The organism is Burkholderia sp. Z1 (genome assembly GCF_014893795.1).
GTDB lineage: Bacteria > Pseudomonadota > Gammaproteobacteria > Burkholderiales > Burkholderiaceae > Burkholderia > Burkholderia theae.
In genome coordinates this window covers 1,504,132-1,521,132 of sequence record NZ_JACFYL010000001.1, presented here as the reverse complement: position 1 = coordinate 1,521,132, position 17,001 = coordinate 1,504,132, and the positions used below count along the sequence as shown (strand labels likewise).

General features: G+C 68.2%; 14 protein-coding genes. All 14 read right to left on the bottom strand.

Annotated elements, in window-relative coordinates:
* Positions 1-43 precede the first annotated feature (43 nt).
* The 14 genes from H3H55_RS07075 to H3H55_RS07010 all read right to left on the bottom strand — a co-directional run bounded on the left by H3H55_RS07075 (position 44) and on the right by H3H55_RS07010 (position 16,994).
* The gene (locus H3H55_RS07075; protein ID WP_193098124.1) at positions 44-1,024 is read right to left on the bottom strand and encodes an NADPH:quinone oxidoreductase family protein; all 981 of its coding nucleotides are present in this window, start codon (positions 1,022-1,024) and stop codon (positions 44-46) included.
* Positions 1,025-1,172: 148 nt separating this feature from the next.
* The gene (locus H3H55_RS07070; RefSeq protein ID WP_193098123.1) at positions 1,173-2,999 is read right to left on the bottom strand and encodes an acyl-CoA dehydrogenase; all 1,827 of its coding nucleotides are present in this window, start codon (positions 2,997-2,999) and stop codon (positions 1,173-1,175) included.
* Between the two features lie 339 nt (positions 3,000-3,338).
* Positions 3,339-4,088 carry a winged helix-turn-helix domain-containing protein gene (locus H3H55_RS07065; protein WP_193098122.1) on the bottom strand — a complete coding sequence of 250 codons (750 nt, stop codon included), beginning with the start codon at positions 4,086-4,088 and terminating at the stop codon, positions 3,339-3,341.
* 111 nt (positions 4,089-4,199) lie between these two features.
* A complete protein-coding gene (locus H3H55_RS07060) occupies positions 4,200-4,937 on the bottom strand; it encodes a TenA family transcriptional regulator (RefSeq protein ID WP_193098121.1) in 738 nt (245 codons plus the stop codon).
* 19 nt (positions 4,938-4,956) lie between these two features.
* Complete coding sequence (locus H3H55_RS07055) at positions 4,957-7,356, bottom strand: putative bifunctional diguanylate cyclase/phosphodiesterase (protein ID WP_129514268.1); 2,400 nt, start codon at positions 7,354-7,356, stop codon at positions 4,957-4,959.
* A 168-nt stretch (positions 7,357-7,524) separates the two neighbouring features.
* Positions 7,525-8,301: a Crp/Fnr family transcriptional regulator gene (locus tag H3H55_RS07050; protein WP_129514762.1), complete on the bottom strand. Its 777-nt coding sequence runs from the start codon at positions 8,299-8,301 to the stop codon at positions 7,525-7,527.
* Between the two features lie 431 nt (positions 8,302-8,732).
* The gene (locus H3H55_RS07045) at positions 8,733-9,749 is read right to left on the bottom strand and encodes a lipase secretion chaperone (protein WP_193098120.1); all 1,017 of its coding nucleotides are present in this window, start codon (positions 9,747-9,749) and stop codon (positions 8,733-8,735) included.
* A gap of 3 nt (positions 9,750-9,752) precedes the next feature.
* A complete protein-coding gene (locus H3H55_RS07040) occupies positions 9,753-10,850 on the bottom strand; it encodes an esterase/lipase family protein (protein WP_413463965.1) in 1,098 nt (365 codons plus the stop codon).
* Between the two features lie 67 nt (positions 10,851-10,917).
* Positions 10,918-11,334: a DUF4345 domain-containing protein gene (locus tag H3H55_RS07035; protein ID WP_193098119.1), complete on the bottom strand. Its 417-nt coding sequence runs from the start codon at positions 11,332-11,334 to the stop codon at positions 10,918-10,920.
* Positions 11,335-11,350: 16 nt separating this feature from the next.
* Positions 11,351-12,658 carry a hypothetical protein gene (locus tag H3H55_RS07030; protein ID WP_193098118.1) on the bottom strand — a complete coding sequence of 436 codons (1,308 nt, stop codon included), beginning with the start codon at positions 12,656-12,658 and terminating at the stop codon, positions 11,351-11,353.
* Complete coding sequence (locus H3H55_RS07025; RefSeq protein ID WP_048244303.1) at positions 12,655-13,434, bottom strand: outer membrane lipoprotein-sorting protein; 780 nt, start codon at positions 13,432-13,434, stop codon at positions 12,655-12,657. The genes H3H55_RS07030 and H3H55_RS07025 overlap by 4 nt, the downstream gene beginning before the upstream one ends.
* Positions 13,435-13,483: 49 nt before the next feature.
* Positions 13,484-14,893 (bottom strand): ABC transporter permease, encoded by a 1,410-nt coding sequence (locus tag H3H55_RS07020; protein ID WP_193098117.1) that lies wholly within the window; start codon positions 14,891-14,893, stop codon positions 13,484-13,486.
* Positions 14,890-15,606 carry an ABC transporter ATP-binding protein gene (locus H3H55_RS07015; RefSeq protein WP_193098116.1) on the bottom strand — a complete coding sequence of 239 codons (717 nt, stop codon included), beginning with the start codon at positions 15,604-15,606 and terminating at the stop codon, positions 14,890-14,892. Before H3H55_RS07015 ends, H3H55_RS07020 begins: the two co-directional genes overlap by 4 nt.
* Positions 15,603-16,994 carry a flavin-containing monooxygenase gene (locus tag H3H55_RS07010; protein ID WP_193098115.1) on the bottom strand — a complete coding sequence of 464 codons (1,392 nt, stop codon included), beginning with the start codon at positions 16,992-16,994 and terminating at the stop codon, positions 15,603-15,605. Before H3H55_RS07010 ends, H3H55_RS07015 begins: the two co-directional genes overlap by 4 nt.
* Between the last annotated feature and the right edge of the window lie 7 nt (positions 16,995-17,001).

Genomic DNA, 17,001 nt, shown 5'->3' with positions numbered 1-17,001 from the left:
GCGCGGCCGCACACGCAGCGCGATGACGCGCGCCGGGTCCGGATCATGCGTCCGGCAGGATCACCACCTTGCCCTTCACCTGCCGGTTCGCGATCCGCGCGATCGCGTCGGCCGCGCCGGCCAGCGACACGCGCTCGGTGATCGCGGGCCGTACCTTGCCGGCCGCGAACCATTCGGCGAGCAAACGCATGTTCGCGACATGCTGCGCGGGGTCGCGCCGCACCGCGTCGCCCCAGAACACGCCGAGTATGTCGCGCTCCTTGAGCAGCGCCAGATTCAGCGCGATCTTCGGAATCTCGCCGGCCGCGAAGCCGACCACGAGGAACCGGCCGCGCCACGCAGTCGCGCGCAAGGCCGCCTCGCTGTAGGCGCCGCCCACCGGATCGTAGACGACGTCGGCGCCGCGCCCGCCGGTCAGTTCGTCCACGCGGCGGCGCAGGTCTTCGGTCGCATAGTCGATCGTCTCGTCCGCGCCCGCTTCACGGCACAGCGCCAGCTTGTCGGCACTCGACGCCGCCGCGATCACGCGCGCGCCGAGCGCCTTCGCGATCTCGATCGCGGCGAGCCCGACCCCGCCCGCCGCGCCGAGCACGAGCAGCGTCTCGCCCGGCTGCAGGCGCGCGCGCTGCTGCAACGCGTGCAGCGACGTGCCGTAGGCGAGCACGAGCGCCGCGCCCTGCTCGAACGTCATGCCCGGCGGCAGCGCGGCGATCTGGTGCACGTCGGCCACGCACTGTTCCGCGAACCCGCCATGCCCGGTGAACGCGACCACGGAATCGCCGGGTCGCCATTTGGCGACGCCTTCGCCGACCGCATCGATCACGCCGGCAAACTCGGCGCCCGGCGAGAACGGCAGCGTGGGCTTCACCTGATACAACCCCTGGACGATCAGCGCGTCGGGGAAATTGAGCGACGCCGCCTTCACCTGAATCCGGACCTGGCCTGCGGCCGGCTCCGGAATCGCCACGTCCTCGATACGCAGGCGGTCGATCGGGCCGAATGCGGTACACAACAGGGCTTTCATGCTCTTCTCTCTCCTTGCGCGGCGTGGCCGCGGATCGGTTCAGCCTGCGGGACACACCCGCACGGCCGGGTCACGACGAATACGCGGTGGCCGGCAGGATCGGCAACCGCCACATCGTCAGCATTCCGGAATATTGGCGCAGCGACGTTCAGAACCACGCGTCGCGCATGTCGAGTGTCGTCGTGTCGACGCTCGACAGCAGATCGAGTTGCGCATCCACCTTCGGCAATTCCCAGCGGAAGAAGTAACGGGCCGCCGCACGCTTGCCGTCGTGGAAATCGCCGTCATGCCCGTGCGCGGCGAGCGTCACGTCGAGCCACAGCCACGCGACGACGAGATGGCCGAACGCTTCCAGATAGACGCTCGCATTCGCGAGCCGCTGTTGCGGATCGCCGATCGCGCCCAGCTGTCGCGTGACGTCGCACAGCCGCGCCCAGCGCTGCGCCAGCGCATCGGCCTGCTCGCGCATATCGGCATCCAGCGCCCGTGCGCGTTCGACGGTCGCGCCGATACGCGCGTCGAGCGCGCGCAGCAATGCGCCGTCGTCCTGCGCGACCTTGCGGCCCAGCAGGTCGAGCGCCTGAATGCCGTGCGTGCCTTCGTGAATGGGATTGAGGCGATTGTCGCGATAGAGCCGCTCGACCGCGTAGTCGCGCGTGTAGCCGTAGCCGCCGTGCACCTGGATCGCGAGGTCGTTCGCGGCGAGACACCACTGCGACGGCCAGCTTTTCGCGATCGGCGTCAGGATATCGAGCAGGCGCGCGGCATTGGCACGCACCTGTTCGTCGCCGTGCGCGCGCCCCTCGTCGACCAGCTTCGAGCAATACAGGATCAACGCGAGGCCGCCTTCGACATAGGCCTTCTGCGCGAGCAGCATCCGCCGCACGTCCGGATGCGCAACAATCGGCGCCTGCGGCGCGGCCGCGTCCTTGCCGGCCGGGCCGAGCGGACGCCCCTGCGGCCGGTTGCGTGCGTAGTCGAGCGCGTGCAGATAACCGGTGTAGCCGAGCGCCACCGCGCCCGCGCCAACACCGATGCGCGCCTCGTTCATCATGTGGAACATGTATGCCAGGCCGTGGTTCGGCTGGCCGACCAGGTAGCCGATGGCGCCCGCGCGCCCTTCCGGACGATGACGCGTGCCTTCGCCGAAGTTCAGCAGGCAGTTGGTCGTGCCGCGATAGCCCATCTTGTGGTTCAACCCGGCAAGCACGACGTCGTTGTGCTCGCCGCGCGCGCCGTCATCGGCCGGCAGGTACTTGGGCACGATGAACAGCGAGATGCCGCGCGTGCCGGTCGGCAGTCGTCCGTTTTCGTCGGGAATCTTCGCGAGCACGAGGTGGACGATGTTCTCCGTCAGTTCGTGCTCGCCGCCGGAAATCCACATCTTGTTGCCGGTCAGCCGATAGCGCGGGCCGAGCGGCGAGTCGCCGTCGGCATCCGCGCGCGTCGTGATGTCGGACAGCGACGAGCCGGCTTGCGGTTCGGACAGGCACATCGTGCCGAGGAAGCGCCCGTCCAGTTCCGGGCGCGCGAACGCGTCGATCTGTGCGGGACTGCCGTGCGCGACGAGCAGGTTCGCATTGGCGACGGCGAGGAACGGATAAGCGGCGGTCGCGATGTTCGCGGCCTGGAAGTACAGGAACGACGCGGCTTCGACCAGCTTCGGCAAGCGCATGCCACCGAGCGTTTCATCGTGGCCCGCGGCGATCAGCCCGGCTTCCGCGAAAGCCCGCACGGCCGGTTCGACTTCCGGAATCAGCGTCACGCGCTCGCCGTCGAAATGCGGCTCCTCGCGGTCGCCGCGCGCGGCGTGCGGCGCGAACAGGTCTTCGGCGATCCGCTCGCTGGTGTCGAGCACCGCATCGAAGGTCTCGCGACTGTGCTCCGCGTAGCGCGGCAGCGCGACGAGCGCTTCGGCATCGAGCCAGTCGTACAACAGGAACGCGAGATCGCGTCGCGACATCAACAGGCTCATCGTGCTGCCCTCCGGGTGGCTCGCGTCGTCGACGGCCGCTCATGCGCCCGCCGGTCGATCCGCCTGCGCTCGATCGATGCATGCTTCATCACGTCTGTCTCCTGTCGGGCGGCGCGCCGGGCGCGCCCATGGGCTCCGGTTGCCGGGGCCGGATGAATCGGTCGGTGACTGCAAGTGCTGGCGGAAATTTAGCACGGTCGTTCTATAACGACAATGCCCGGGTGCGTGCCGGCGAGTCGCGAAGGCTGCGGCACGCGCAAGCCCGCTCCTCCGGATGCCTGCCGGCGCCTGGCGATCGGGAAGCGGCGCGCGACGATCCCGTGCACCCGCTCGATCCGCTCAGGCGGGTTGCGGCGGGTGTGTGTCGTCGTCCGCCAACGTGCCGAGCGGCACGAAGATGTAGCCTTTCCCGCGCACGGTCCGGATGTAGCGATAATCGCCGACCGGCTGCTCGATCAGGTTGCGCAGCCGGAAGATCAGCACGTCGAGCCCGCGCTCGGAGCGTCCCGCCGCCTTCGACCCCAGCAGCGCGAGGATCTCCGTGCGCGACAGCACGCGCATCGGCTGCGAGATGAACAGCTCGAGCAGCGCAAATTCGCTGACGCGCAGCCCGAGATCGCGCCCCGCGCGGGTCGCGCGACGGCTCACGAAATTCACCTCGATGTCGCCGAACGCATAGGGTTCGGCGATTCCGGGCGCGCGCGGCGGCCCGGACCCGTTCAGCGCATAACGGCGCATCGCGCTGCGCACGCGCGCGACGAGCTCCATCAGCTCGAACGGCTCGACGACGTAGTCGTCCGCGCCGATCTCGAGCGCGACGACCTTGTCGACCACGCCCGCGCAACGGCTGAGCACGATCACGGGCATGTCGTGGCCGGCGCGCCGCAGCGCGCCGAGCGCCATATAGGCCGCCGTTGTCGGCCGTTCGACGCGCAGCACGATCAGCGTCGGCGGCGCTGCCGCCACGCACGCCGGCAGCATCGACACGTCTTCCAGCACCGACGTGTCGATCTGGCAGCCGCGCAGGAATACGCCGATCATGTCGCGCAACCGCGCGTCGGGCTCTACAACAAGAACTTGGGTGGCCATGGAAAATCGCCCAACACGACAGCCTGGACCGCGAATCCGGGCATCACGCCGGTCAGCCGGCCGACCGGAACGGCCGGCATGCGCGAACCGGCGACAGCGCGGTGCCGGCGACTACACATGCATGCAGCAATCGAGACTCGTCAGGAAATAGCTCAGGCTCTTGCGGATCGACGTCTCGACGTCCCGCACATCGCGGGCCGCGGGCGACTGGCCGAGCAGCGTCGCGACGATCTCCAGCGCTTCCCACGGATGCCGGTCGTCGTAGTCGGCATGCAGCTTCAGCCAGCGCATCGCGCGATGCCGCACCGCCGGATCGAACTGCTCTTCGTACGGCGACGCGCACAGGATCGCGCTCCATTCGCCCGTCACGCCTTCGATCGCGTAGTTGGTCGCGGCGATGCTCGGCGCCAGCGCATCGGCGCTGCCGCTCTTCCAGCACCAGTGGCTCAGCGCGAACCCGGCCAGCGGCGCGTCGCCGCACAGCATCATGTCGATGGTCACGCCCGATTCGGCGGCCCAGTTGGCCCAGTGATCGACGTGATTCTGCTCGACGCGGATATTGCGGATCAGATAGCGCCTGGCCTTCTCTTCGCCGCGCGACCGATACGCGGCCGTCTTCACCAGGTTCATCGCCATGTACTCGGGAAACTGGCTGACCACCGCCCAGCCGGTCACGAAGAACGCGCGCAACTGCGGCGCGCGCAGGGTTCCGCCGCTCATGGCCGCGAATACCGGATGCGACCGGATGCGCGCCTTCAGTTCGTCGGTCGCGCCGACCACGTCACGCAGCCAGGCCGGATAGCTGGCCAGATCCGTCAGGTCGCCGGTCAGTTCAAATGGAGCACTCATGCGTTCATTCCTCGTTGTTTCAATGGAATCCCCCTTCCTGCCACGGCGCGGGGCGGCCGAAGTAATAGCCCTGGCAATAGTCGACGCCGAGCGCGCGAAGCATCTCGGCCGTCGTCGTATCCTCGACGTGCTCCGCCACCGTGCGGTACTGCATCACGTGCGCGATGTCGTTGATCGCGCACGCGATGCCGCGCTTGATGCTGTCGGACGTCATGTCCGACACGAGGCCGCCGTCGATCTTCAGGTAGTCGATCGGCAGCTGGCGCAGATACGAAAACGACGACATGCCGGCGCCGAAATCGTCCAGCGCGAACCGGCAGCCGAGGTCGCGCAGCTCGCACATGAAGCGCGACGCGACCTCCAGGTTCCGAACCGCGCTCGTCTCCGTGATTTCGAAGCACAGCAGCGATGGATCGAGCCCCGACGCGGACAGCTCGGCGATCACGAACTCGACGAAGCGTTCGTCGGTGATCGACATCGCCGACAGGTTCACGTTGTATTCGACGTAGTGACGCCGTTCGAGCCGCGCGAGGCGCCGGATGACGGTGCGCACGACCCAGCGGTCGATCATCGTCATGTGGCCGTAGCGTTCGGCGGCCGGCAGGAATACCGGCGAGATCAGCTTGCCGTCGGCATCCGGAATGCGCAGCAGGATCTCCGCGCGCTCCTGCGCGCCGAGCCCGGCCTGGATCGGCACGATTCGTTGCGCATACAACTGGAATGAATTCGTTTCGAGCGCCGTCTTCACGCGACGGCTCCATTGCTTGTGGTACGCCTGGCGGCTCGAGCTCATGTCGCGCGAATCCGCGACGTGCACGCGGTTGCGGCCGCGATCCTTCGCCACATAGCATGCGATGTCGGCCATCTGCATGGCCTTCTCGACACTCTCGGGGCGGCATGCGAGATCCAGCACGCCGATGCTGACGCTGATCTTGAACGGCTCACCTTCCCAGAAGAACGTGAAGTCGTCGAGGCTCGCGCGGATCCGCTCCGCCTTGCCGCCGTCCGGCGCGACGTTTCGGCTGCCTGGCAGCAGGATGCCGAACTCGTCGCCGCCCAGCCGGCCGAACACGTCGTCGTCGTCGAGACAGCGCCGGAACACCGCCGTCGCGTCGCGCAGCAGCGCGTCGCCGGCCGCGTGCCCGCATACGTCGTTGACTTCCTTGAAGCCGTCCAGATCGAGTACCAGCAGCATCCCGCCGGCCCGCTCCACCAGCACTTCGCCCACGCGCCGCTCGAACGCCGTCCGGTTGATCAGCCCGGTCAGCGCATCATGCGACGCCTGCCAGGTCAGCTTCCCGATCAACTGGTATTCGTGCGTCATGTCGCGCAGGATCAGCACGTAGCCGACGCAGCGGCCCGCGGCGTTGTCCATCTTCGACAGCGACGCGCGCACGGCCACGGCGGAGCCGCATACGCGAATCAGGTCGAGATCGCGAGTGAACGTGTGGTCGCCGCTGTTGCTCAGCGACGCGAGCAGCTTGATCGACATCCCGGTCGACGTGTCGATCAGGTCCAGCACATCGTTGATCGGCTTGCCGACGCACAGATCCGAAGACGATCCGAGCAACTGCTCGGCCGCCGGGTTGACCGTTTCGATGCTGCGCGCGAGGCCGATCGTGACGATCGCGTCGGCAACCGAGCGAAGCGCGGCTTCCGCGAATGCCTGGCTCCGGTCGAGCTCGGTCTGCATTGATCGCTGCTGGCGTTGCGCGCGGCTCGCCCATCGCACCGACAGCAGGATGATCAGCAGCGACGCCGCGATGTACGACAGGATCAGCTGGATGACGGCCGAGCGGAACTCGGCGCTCAGCTCGTCGGAAAAGCGCTTCGGCAGCGGTTCGATGCGCGAATTGATGTCCCAGATCGAGCGATTCAGACGACTCGTGCGCCGGATGTCGCCCGCATGCACCGATTCGCGCAGCGCGTCCGCGGCCCGGCGCAGATCGACCAGTTGCCGGTCCGCGTCCTCCCAGTACTGCAACGCGGCGTTCAGGCGTGCGAAGCTGCTCAGGATCGGATAGAACCACACCACCGCCGCCGCATCGACGGGATTGATGCCGGCCTCGATCATCGCCCGGCGCGCCACCCCGTGATCCGCCGGCACGCCGACCATCGCCCGGCGCGCGACGCCCAGGAATACGAGGGTCCGGTCGACCGCAAGGTAATCGCCGAACAGCTTTTCGTCGCTGGTCTCGCCGTAGCGGCTCAGCAGGATGATTTCGTCCTTCTGCGCCTTCGACCAGCTGCTTTCGCCGCCGACATACACGCGCAGCGACATGATCACGATCAGGCTGACGGCGACGAACCCGGCCAGCGCCACGATCACGACGACGATCGGCAGGATGCCCAGCGCCGGACTCCATGGCCACACGTGAAACGAACTGCGCTGACTCGGGAGCTTCGAAATGTTTTCCATACCTGGTGACTGCTTTTCTGATTATTCTCGACGTCTCTGGCCTGGCGCACGCCCGGACTTCCGGCGTTCAGGCACCTCCCATTCCGCACGCTCGCGACGTGCCGCCTTTCGTGCAATCGCGGCACACGAAGCCGTTGCCGGCCGCGCCCTCCCGCGCGGCGCGACGGACTAGGTCGTCCGCACGCGGCGCGGCGGCGATACCCCGGCATCGATCCCGGAATCGACCGTGAGGATGCGGCACGTTTCGTCCCGGATGACCCGATGACAGTCGCATCCCTGCCGCTCGAGATTCGCCAGGTCCGTCAGCACGATGGCACCGCGGTGCTGATGGATCAGACCGAGCTCGTGAAGCTGCCGCGTGGCATCGGTGACGGTCTCGCGCCGCACGCCCAGCATCTGGCCCAGCATGCCGTGCGTGACCGGGATTTCGATGCTGCGCGATCGCTCGTACGCGATCAGCAGCCACCGGCCCAGTTGATGGCGCATCAGGTGGTGACGGCTGCAGAACATCACCTGCGACGCCTGGGCAAGAATCAGCTGCATGCGCACGAACACCTGCTTCCGGATGGCCGCCGATGCGTCGCACGCGTCGTCGAACCGGCGCGCATACAGCCGATAGGCGAACCCGCCGCAATAGACGACGGCGCGTCGCTGCATCGCACTGCCGATGACGTCGTCGCACACGACGCCTTCGCGACCGATTTCCGTCACGCCGAGCGTCGTCTTGCCGCCTGCCGTGCATTGCAGGGAAATGCCGGCCGTCACGGGAAAATAGACGGCTTCCAGATTCTCGCCGGCATCGCACAGCACCTGCCCGGTCTTGAGATTCGAAAGCTGCAAATGGGGCGCGAATTCCGAACGATTTATTCCGTCAAGCGCGGACAGAAAATAATTGGCACCAAGTGCATGCGGCAACTCGATGACGTTGTTTGCCTGATGTGTCACGGCGCACCTCGTACGTTGTATTCCTGCCCTCGGCCACCGAACCTTCATGCCATTTTTTACCGGACCGATTTGACGGTTTTTCCGTTTTCTTCCCGGTGGCATTGGGCAAAAAGGTATCACGCAGGCCAACCGTCCGCGGCATTCCGACTTCGTTACATGAAGTAATTTGACAGTTCAATCCGCCACCCGGATATCCTTGCATTGTCAATCAAGGATTAGCCATTTAATTCCACGCCATATAAAGAGGATTGCTCAACGAAACATTGAAAATTCTCCATGAATGGCAATATGCCGGAATGCAATAAAGTCAATAACTGAAAATCATTCCCGAATCGACACAATGCGGGATAAGTGACATATCCCACACTTCCCTGGCGGCGGATGTAGCAGGGATGCAATGCATGCGCCGGAGCCGGGCACGATGTCGCGCGCTAGTGCACCGATGCCGCCGCGCTGCCGGCGTCGAGCGACGCGGCCCTCAGGGCGTCCGCCGGGTCCGGGAAGTCGCGTTGCCGCAATCGCGCGATCTGCGCATCGCGCGCGTCGGGCGCAAGCTGCTGCGCGTCGAGCCGTTCGCGTTCAGCCGCGTAGTCGCGATAGCGCGCCAGCCACGCGTCGTCGTCCTGCTGCATTCGCACGACGCGCGCGGTGACATCGGTGCCGAGCTGCGCCCGCAACGTGTCGGGCGCCGCGCGCTGCCCTTCGAGCCGCGCGACCGTCGTAATCTCGTCTCGCTGCCGCGCCAGCCGCTCGCGTGCGTCGCGCATGCCGGGCGGCAGCGACAGGTCGAGTGCTGCGAGACGTTCGCGCTTCTGTGCATCGGTAAGCGTCGGATCGCGCGCGATCCTGATCCGCTCGAGGTCGTCGCGCTGCCGCTGGCGTTCCGCGCCGAAGAAAGGCGTGCTCCAGTCGCCGAGCCATCGGCTCGCGAGCGCCTCGCGCCGTGCGAGCTCGCCCGCGATCCCGTCCGGATCGATGCGCCCGCCGGGCGGTGCGGCATCCGGCGGCGCGGCCAACGCCGCGAGGTACGCGCGATAGCGCGGCCATACGTCGAGCGCTTCGCGCCGTGCCAGCGCGCCGACCGGTTGCGCGGCGATCTCGCGCGCAACCAGCGCATCGAGCTCGGCGGCCGTCAGGTCGTGCTGCGCCAGCAAAAAATAATCGAAGAATTCCCGTACCGCGTGCACTCTCGCCAGGTGCCCGTCGGGGCCGACCGGCAGGCGCGGCGCGCGCGAACCCGCCAGCGACGCGGGCAGCACGACCGCGGATGCCGCTAGCGCAGGCTGTGGCGCCGCCGCACCGGGCGACGCGGCATCGACGGCCCGCGCAGCGCCGGCAGCCTCGGGCGCCTGCGTCGACCCGCCGAGCGCATGCCACACGGCCGCGACCGCAATCATGCCGGTGGCGCCGTACAGCACGGCGCGCGACAGTGTCGTCCGGACCTCCATCGCTCAGACGCCCTGCAGTTTCAGCCGGTTCGCATGCACGCGGAGCGCGGCGACCGGGTCTTCCGCATACGCGCCGCGAATGCCGAGCAGCTGGTTGATCGCGTCGAAGTGATTCCAGTGGTAGCGCGTCGAGATCACCGTACCGAACCGCGAACTGCAGGTCGACGTGAAGCCGTCGTTCGGGCCCGCGCCGGCGAGTGCCATGATGTTGCCGGCCGTCAGGAACACGAGCGTCGACGGGTCCAGCACGTTCGCCGGATCGATGACCGGAATCACGCTGGTATCGACGGCGCCCGTCACGATGCCGAGCAGCGACACGGGCTGGTACGCGGCCCCGCTCCACGAATACAGCAGGTGCACGTTCCCGCCGATCGTCTCGGCCGGCGCGCCGGTGCCGCACGCGCCGGCGCCGAGACCCGGACTCGGGAACAACCGGTTGAACTGCGCGGCATAGGTCGTGCCGAGCGCGTTGAGCGCGGCGATCGCATCCTGGTTCGTGTTGTGCGTATCGCTGGTCAGGATGCCGATGATGTTCAGCAGCGCGCCGAACACTGGCGTCGACAGGCCGGTCGGGTCGAGCTTCAGCGCGCCCAGCACGAAGTCGGCGAACTGCGAGCCGCGGTGCGGGGTCGCGATCGTCGTGACCGATGCGACGAGCGCGGGCGCGACCGAAGCCACATAGCGCGATGTCAGCCCGCCCTGGCTGTGCCCGATCAGGTTCACCTTGGCCGCGCCGGTGATGGCGAGCACCTGCTTCACATAGGCCAGCAACTGCTCGCCGCGCCCGTTCGGGCCGAGGTCGCTCTGGAAGCCGGACAGGTCGGCGACGTAGACCGTCGCGCCGTGCCGCTGAAGGTCGGCCTGGATGCCGTACCAGTAAGGCACCACGCCGAAATAGTCATCCGTTCCGGTCAGGCCGTGAACGAGGATGATCGGATAGCGGGTCGCCGCGTAGTCGTCGACCGCGGTGGCGGCCAACGTCTGCGCGCCGGCTTGCGGCGCGAGCAACCCGATACATGCCAGCAACGCGACGCGGGCGACGAACCGCATGCACGCGCGCGGCACGCGCCGTGCCATCGCGGCGCGTAACACGCTCGACAGGAAGGCCTCCGCGCGGCGCCATGCGGCGTTATCGGCACGGCGGCGCGGCGCAAAACACGGATCGATGTCATGCATTCACGCTCTCCCAGGCCGCCTGCGCCGCCACCCGCCGCTGCCACATGATGAACAGCGGCGCACCGACGACTTCGAGCACCGTGAAGCCGACGAACGGCGGCCACGGCAGCCCGAGCGTCGCGAGCGAAATCAGCCGCCCGACGCCGCCGAGGAAGATCATCGTCCACAGCGTCGCGAACAGCCGCCCCTGACGCTCGATCCGCGGAATCACCGAAACCGCCGCGAGCCCGACACCGAGCCAGACGCCCGCGTAGAAACGCAGGTTGCCGTCCAGCGTCGCGTCGGCCGGCAGCGCGATGCCGAGCGATGCATACAGCGGATCGCCGATGCCCATCATGCCGAGCACCCCGGTGATCGACGGGACCAGCGCAAGCACGGCGGTCGCCGCCTGAAGCGCGCGTTTGCTCATTCGAACTCTCCTTGCATCATCGATAAAAAATACCCAGCACCTGAACACTCGTCGACTCCGGCATCGCACCGAAGCGGCTCCACGACGGCCCGCCCTGATGCAGCCATTGCAGCGCGACGTCGAACCGGTCGAAGCGCCGCCGCAGCTCGACCCAGTATTGCCGGCCGCCGCCGAGATCGGCCTGCATGAAGCCCGACAGGTCGAGGCGGCGCACGCCGACATTGCGCCATGCTGCCATCACGAACAGCCCGTGGCGGGTTGGCAGCTCCTGTGCGGCGATCGACGTCTGCACCGCACTGCCCCATGCATACGGGTTCGCACGCTGCAACGACCGCCACTGCGCCGCGTCCGCGCCGCCGCCGTTGCTCTGGAATTCCGCGGTGAGCGACAGGTCGACCGGCAGCGTCCACGTCGCCCCCACCGACGAGCTGGTGCGGAACGCACGATCGTCGGCCGCGCCGGTGGCACGCGCGATCAGCGAGCGCCGGTAGCCGCCCGCCCATTCGAGGTAAGCGACCACCGAGTTGCCGAGCAGCACGCTCAGATTCTGGCCGAACTGCGGCGCCTGCCCGCTTTCGCCGTAGACGATCCATTGCGGCTGGATCGCCGCGCTCAGCCGCTGGCTCGCGACGAGCATCCAGCGGTCGACGCCGTTGGTCCGCTGCAGGTCGGACGACGCGGCCGGATCGCCCGGCAGGCCGCGGCGTTCGAGACGCGGCGACAGCAACGCCGTGAGCGACCCCGTGTCCCACACCTGCTGCGCGCGCAGCCCGATCGTGCCGAGCCGGTTCGTGTGCCGGCTGTCCGGATCGGGCGGCACGTCGAGGCTCACCGCGCCCGCGCGGAAGAAGTCGGTCGGGTTGTAGCCGATCGCCGCGCCGAGCCGCTCGTTCAGGCGCCCCGCGTCGACCACGAACGCGGGCGACGCACGCCAGCTTGCATACGCTTCCTTCACGAGCGTCACGTCGCGCGACGACGTGCTCGACGTCCCGAGCGGATCGAAGCGGTCGAAGCGCATCGAGAAGTGCGCGGCGAACGACGGTGTCAGCCACTGCCCGTACTCGAATTCGATCGAAAGCTGATTGCGGCCGGCGTCCCCGCCGTCGCGATAGCGGCTCGTGCGCAGCGCGTCCTGCACGTCGAGTTTCCACGGCTTCGCGGTGTCGGGCGGCGGCGCGGCCGGCCGGTCGGCGAGATCGAGCGCCGCGGCGTCGCTCGCATCCACGTCGGCCGCGCCCGCGCCATCCGCATCCGCCGCGCGCACGAGCACCGGCAGCAGTACGAACGCGAGCGCGGCGATCCGGCATCGGCGCCGCGCCGTCATTGCGCCTGGAAGCGGGACAGATAGTCGCGCTGCAGCCATGCGTCGGGAATGTCGCGCCACGCGTAGTCGGAGAAGCGCATGACCGTGACCCAGTTGCTGTCGAGCCCGTCGATGATGACGGTTTCGGTCGGCCGCTCGACGCCGAGCTGCATCGTGTAGCGGCGATAGAACGCGGTCTTCAGCAGCCGGTCGCTTTCCGAATAGAAGCGCGCCTTCAGCGGCCGGTTGTTCGCCGCGTCGATCCAGATCTCGATGCGGCGGTACGTGAGCCCGTCGCCGTGTCCGGCAAGCGCGAGCCGGTACGCGCGGCGCATCTGCCGGTCGCCGTCGGCGATGTCCTCGACGCCCTTCATCTCGGCCGTGTAGTCGTGCGCGAGATTGATCGTCACGACGTCGCCGTTCGCGGCCTGTCCGAGCAGCCGCTGATCCGGCGAGATCCGCACGCTCGCCTGGTTCGCCGGATCGTAGAACCACAGGTCGTTGCCGTTCTTCAGCATCAGCTTGCCCGTGTCGCGCGCCGGCGCGACGAAGCGCACCAGCGTGCGGAACGCGCCGCCGGGCGCGTCGGGCTTCGAATAGATCGACAGCGTATTGCCGTCGACCTGCTTGCCGGACCGGTACTCGATCAACGTCGCGGTCAGCACGAACGATTTCTCCGGCGTGCGGATCGCGTCGCTCGCCGCGAGCACCTTCTGCGGATCGGGTGCCGGCTGCGCATGCGCGACGCCGGCGAGGAACGAAAGACTCAGACAACATGAAACGAACAGGCGACGCACGAACGCTCTCCCGAAAGTGGATTGGATCAAAACGGCGGCACACGCGGCTTCATACATGCCGCAGCGCGTCGACGATCGACAGCCGCGCCGCATGGCGCGACGGCAACCATGCCGACAGCCCGGCGACGCACGCGAGCCCGACGAACGTGACGGCAATGGTTCGCCACTCGCCCCACACGCGCACGGTCAGCGCGACAGCGTCGATCCGCGCGGGCGGCGTCCAGGCCAACCCGCTGTGATTGACGGCCGCGGCAATCGCGAGCGCGACCAGCACGCCGAGCGACGCGCCGGCCACGCCGAGCAGCGCGCCCTCGCAGACGAACAGCGCCTGGATGCCGCCGCGCCGCATGCCCATCGAGCGCAGCGTGCCGATCTCGACCGTGCGCTCGATGATCGCGGTGCTCATCGTGTTGCTGATCACGAACAGCACGATCGCGCTGATCAGCACGAACACGAACCCGAAGATCACCGAGAACATCCGGTTGGTCTGGTCGTAGAACGGGTTCAGCGTCGCGAAATCGACCACGTCGAGCGACTGGCCGTCGAAGCCGCCGTGCAGCAACTGTTCGATGCGCGCGCGCGCCGCGGGCAGGTCGGCCGTGCGCGCGAGCTGGATCTCGATCGCGGTCGCGCGCGGCGCACCGCCGCCGTACACGAGCCGCTGCGCCTGTGCCAGGCGCACCGCGAGATAGACGTCGTCGAGTTCCTTCACGCCCTGCTGCTCGGCCTTCACGACCGAGAAGCGGCCGACGTTCGGCGCGCCGCCCGCGCTCGCGGTCAGCACCTCGATGTGCGTCGCGCCGTCATCGGCCGGCCGCGTGCCGGCCTCGCCCTGGGCGAGCGCCAGCACGTCGGGCGGCGCGTTCGCGGCCGGCCCGTCCGCCGCCGGCTCGGCCGGGCCCGGCGGCGCGTCGCGGCAATCCGGCACGCGCAGCGGCCCGCACAGATGCAGCACGCGCGCGACGCCGAGGCCGACCATCGCCGCGTCGTCGGCGGTGCCGCGCAACGCGAACGTGCGCGGCCGCAGCGGGAAGCCATACGCGTTCCACTGCTGCATCCGGTACTGGTCGTCCGGAATCGCGCCGAACCCCATCACGGTGCGCGACACACCGGCCGCGAAATTGCCGGCGATCCCGCCGAACTGCAGCGTCGGCGTGACGACCTCGAGCAGCGCCGCGAGCGGCGGGTCGCGCCGCAGTTTCTGGATCAGCGCCGGATAATCGCGGATGCCGTACGCGGCCGGGTCGCCCGTGCCGTACAGGAAATAGCCCTGCCGCTGGATCTGCAGGTGGCCGCTGCGCTGCACGAAATCGGTCTGCAGCCCGAGCGTGATGTCGCGGCTGAAGCCGCCGAACAGCAGGATCGCGCTGACGCCGACGATCATCGCGAGCAGTGTCGTGAGCGAGCGCCGGCGGTTTCGCTGCAGGTTGCGCAGCGCGAGCATCAGCGTATGGGTCATCGGCACATCTCCTGCGTCGCCGCGCCGTCGCCGGCCCGTTCGTGGCCGACGATGCGGCCGTCGAGAATCCGGATCACCTCGTCGGCCACGCTCACCACCTGCGGATCGTGCGACGACACGATGAACGACACGTCGCGCTCGCGCTGGATCGTGCGCATCAGTTCGATGATCGCGTGCCCGGTCGCGCTGTCGAGGTTCGCGGTGGGCTCGTCCGCGAGGACCATCGCCGGCTCGGCCGCCAGCGCGCGCGCGATCGCGACACGCTGCCGCTGGCCGCCCGACAGCTGGCTCGGCCGGTGCCGCGCCTTGTCGGCCAGCCCGACCGCATCGAGCAGGTCGCGCACCCGCGCCGCGCGCCGCGCGGGCGCCCAGCCCGCCATCAGCAGCGGATATTCGACGTTCTCGTGTGCGGACAGCACCGGCAGCAGGTTGAACGTCTGGAACACATGGCCGACGTGGCGCGCGCGAAAATCGGACAGCGCATCGTCGGACAGCGCCGCCGTGTCGTGACCGGCGATCGTCACGCGCCCGCTGTCGGGGCGGTCGATGCAGCCGATCATGTTCAGCAGCGTCGTCTTGCCGCTGCCCGACGGGCCGCTCAGCACGGTGAAGCGGCCCGCGTCGAGCGTCGCCGACACGTCGGCGAGACCGGTCACGCGCACGCTGTCGAGCAGGTAGGTCTTCGACAGGTTCTCAACGTTGACGAGGCTCACGATGCGCCTCCCGCGCGCGCGGCGCGCACCGGCGCCGACTGCGATACTTCCGCGCCCGCCGCCGCGGCGCCGGACACGGCCGGCAGCGTGCGGATCAGTCGCCGCAATTGCAGCCGATACGCGAAATGCTCGACCTCGATCACGTGCCGCGACGTGCGATGGAACGCGATGCCGCCGCTCCAGTCCGAGCGTCCGCGCCGGATCAGCCGGTCGATGCGCGCGGCCTTGCGCGGCGCCGCGTCGCGTGCATGCAGATAGCGTGCGAGCAGTTGCGCCTGATAGTCCATCAGCGGCCAGTTGCCGGTCGAGGTCTGGAACAGACCGACGAAGAACAGGTCGCGATGCCGCGCGTCGAACATGTTCAGGTACAGCGACGGTTGCGGCTTGCGCCATTGCAGATGCGCCTGATCGATGAACGGAAAGCTCGGCCGGTAGCCGGTCGCATACACGATCACGTCGATCGCCTCCTCGCTGCCGTCGACGAACGCGACGCGGTCGCCTTTCAGTTCGCGCACGTCCGGCCGCGCGTCGAGGTCGCCATGGCCGAGGTGATAGAACAGCGTCGAGTTGATGATGAAATGTGATTCGAACAGCTTGTGGTCGGGCTTGCGCAGCCCGTAGTCTTCCGGCTGCCCGGCCGTGGTCAGGCGCAGCAGCCGCTCGCCGAAAAAGCGTCGCGCCCACAGCGGCATGCGCAGCCGCAGCGGCCATTCGGCCCACTGGTCCGCCGGTATCCCGAACAGGAATTTCGGCCAGTAGTAGTAGCCGCGCCGCGTGCTGTGGAACACCGCGCGCGCGTGATGTGACGCCTCCACCGCAATGTCGCAGCCCGAATTGCCGGCGCCGACCACGAGCACGCGCTTGTCGCGGAAGATGTCCGGCGTGCGGTATTGCGACGAATGGAGTTGCAGCCCGTCGAAGCGGCCGGGATAGTCGGGCAGTTGCGGATGCGACAGGTGCCCGTTGCAGACGATCACGCCGCGATAGGTCCGCACTTCGCCGCGATCCAGTTCGACCCGCCACTGCGTGCTGCCGGGCACCGGCGCGACCTCGAGCACCGAGCGACCGAACTCGATCCGGTCGTACACGCCGAAGCGGCGCGCGTAGGCGCGCAGATACGCGAGCGCCTGGTCGCCGCGCGCGTACGTCGGGTAGTCGTCGGGAATCGGAAAGTCGGGGTACTCGGAAAACCGCTTCGAGCTGATCATGTGGATCGAGCGATAGACCGCGCCGCTCGGCCGGCCGTAGTACCAGTTGCCGCCGACGTCGTCCTCGCGCTCGATCACGTCGCAGCCGATGCCGGCCGCCAGCAGGTTCTTCGCCGCGGTGATGCCCGCCGCACCCGCGCCGATGATGCAGTACCGCGCGCCGTCGTTGCGCTCCGTCATGGTGGAC

Bases quoted from the DNA above. Each gene is read 5' to 3' on its own strand.
- H3H55_RS07010 (WP_193098115.1), bottom strand. From the start codon at position 16,994: ATGACGGAGCGCAACGACGGCGCGCGGTACTGCATCATCGGCGCGGGT.
- H3H55_RS07060 (WP_193098121.1), bottom strand. From the start codon at position 4,937: ATGAGTGCTCCATTTGAACTGACCGGCGACCTGACGGATCTGGCCAGC.
- H3H55_RS07030 (WP_193098118.1), bottom strand. From the start codon at position 12,658: ATGACGGCGCGGCGCCGATGCCGGATCGCCGCGCTCGCGTTCGTACTG.
- H3H55_RS07070 (WP_193098123.1), bottom strand. From the start codon at position 2,999: ATGAGCCTGTTGATGTCGCGACGCGATCTCGCGTTCCTGTTGTACGAC.
- H3H55_RS07045 (WP_193098120.1), bottom strand. From the start codon at position 9,749: ATGGAGGTCCGGACGACACTGTCGCGCGCCGTGCTGTACGGCGCCACC.
- H3H55_RS07035 (WP_193098119.1), bottom strand. From the start codon at position 11,334: ATGAGCAAACGCGCGCTTCAGGCGGCGACCGCCGTGCTTGCGCTGGTC.
- H3H55_RS07065 (WP_193098122.1), bottom strand. From the start codon at position 4,088: ATGGCCACCCAAGTTCTTGTTGTAGAGCCCGACGCGCGGTTGCGCGAC.
- H3H55_RS07020 (WP_193098117.1), bottom strand. From the start codon at position 14,893: ATGACCCATACGCTGATGCTCGCGCTGCGCAACCTGCAGCGAAACCGC.
- H3H55_RS07055 (WP_129514268.1), bottom strand. From the start codon at position 7,356: ATGGAAAACATTTCGAAGCTCCCGAGTCAGCGCAGTTCGTTTCACGTG.
- H3H55_RS07075 (WP_193098124.1), bottom strand. From the start codon at position 1,024: ATGAAAGCCCTGTTGTGTACCGCATTCGGCCCGATCGACCGCCTGCGT.